Genomic DNA, 1,137 nt, shown 5'->3' with positions numbered 1-1,137 from the left:
CATATTCATTTCCTCCTTGTTTATTCAAAATGGTAACTTACAGAATAGGTAATATTGGATTTATCGTACATACAATTGTGATTCGTATAATAATAAAACTCAAGCTTAGAGTACATACCAGCACTTAAACTTTTAACGAATGTAATACCATTGCTTGTAGTTCCATAATCAAGCTCATCCCACTGTTTTGTTTTTACATTGTATCCACGAACACGTCCATAGTCACTTCCACTATGACCTGCAACAGGAGGAACAGTAAATGTATATTCAGTAATAGTCGCCCCTTCCAAACCATTTTCTAGAATCACTGAATCAGGACCAGTTAACATCATACCTCCACTGCCATTAGGATCGGCAACAAAGAATACAATTGCAGCCCATGGAGATTCTGCACCTGTGGAATCCACAGCCTTTACACGAACCGTATTTTTCCCTAACGGATAGACTTGTGTTTCAGCATTACGTCCTTCCCAAATATAGGTAATTGGATCATTATCTGCATCAGTACTCTTAGCTGTAATAGTTACTTTCGTACCAGGTGCAACACTATTTCCACTTGGTGTCCTAGTAATTACAGGGGTAGTTGGTGGTGAATTTTTAATTGTAAAACTCTTCTCTACCCAAGGTGAATAAGCCCCAACACTATCCTTGGCACGTACTCTGACCTTATGTGTTCCTACTGCATAATAGTTATCACTGGTTGTCCCTTCATATTCTAAGGTTGTTGCATCTCCATCTGGATCACTGGCTGTTGCCTTTATATCAACAAAGAATTTACCATCTTTTACAGTTCTAGTTGGTGTAACTGTTAAGGTTACTGTTGGTGCAGTATTGGTAATAGTAATCTTTTCTCTATGAGTAAATACTCTACCTTCACCATCTATAATTGTAGCTATAAGAGTAAACTCACCTATATCTGATATGGAGATTTTCCCTCCTTCATTGGCTAGTTCACCACTGAAATCTACTGCCTCACCTGTTTTTTCTAATGTCCATCTAACTTTATTTGTTCCAAGATTTTTGGAATCTCCTTTTACTTCAAATTCCCTGCCATAGTGAATGGAATCAGGCATGGTAAAGCTATACTCTATAACTGGATTTATAGTTATTTCCTGACTATATGAAAAACTTCTTTCT

At 37.2% G+C, this 1,137-nt stretch carries 1 protein-coding gene; it reads right to left on the bottom strand.

What is annotated here, in order from left to right:
- Positions 1–20: 20 nt before the first annotated feature.
- Positions 21–1,137: hypothetical protein (locus FYJ83_RS19820; RefSeq protein WP_229768678.1), on the bottom strand; the 1,117-nt coding region annotated here is incomplete at its 5' end.

Source organism: Tissierella pigra, from assembly GCF_009695605.1.
Classification (GTDB): Bacteria; Bacillota; Clostridia; order Tissierellales; family Tissierellaceae; genus Tissierella; species Tissierella pigra.
Note: the sequence above shows the minus strand (reverse complement) of the source record. Positions and strands in the feature narration are given on the sequence as shown.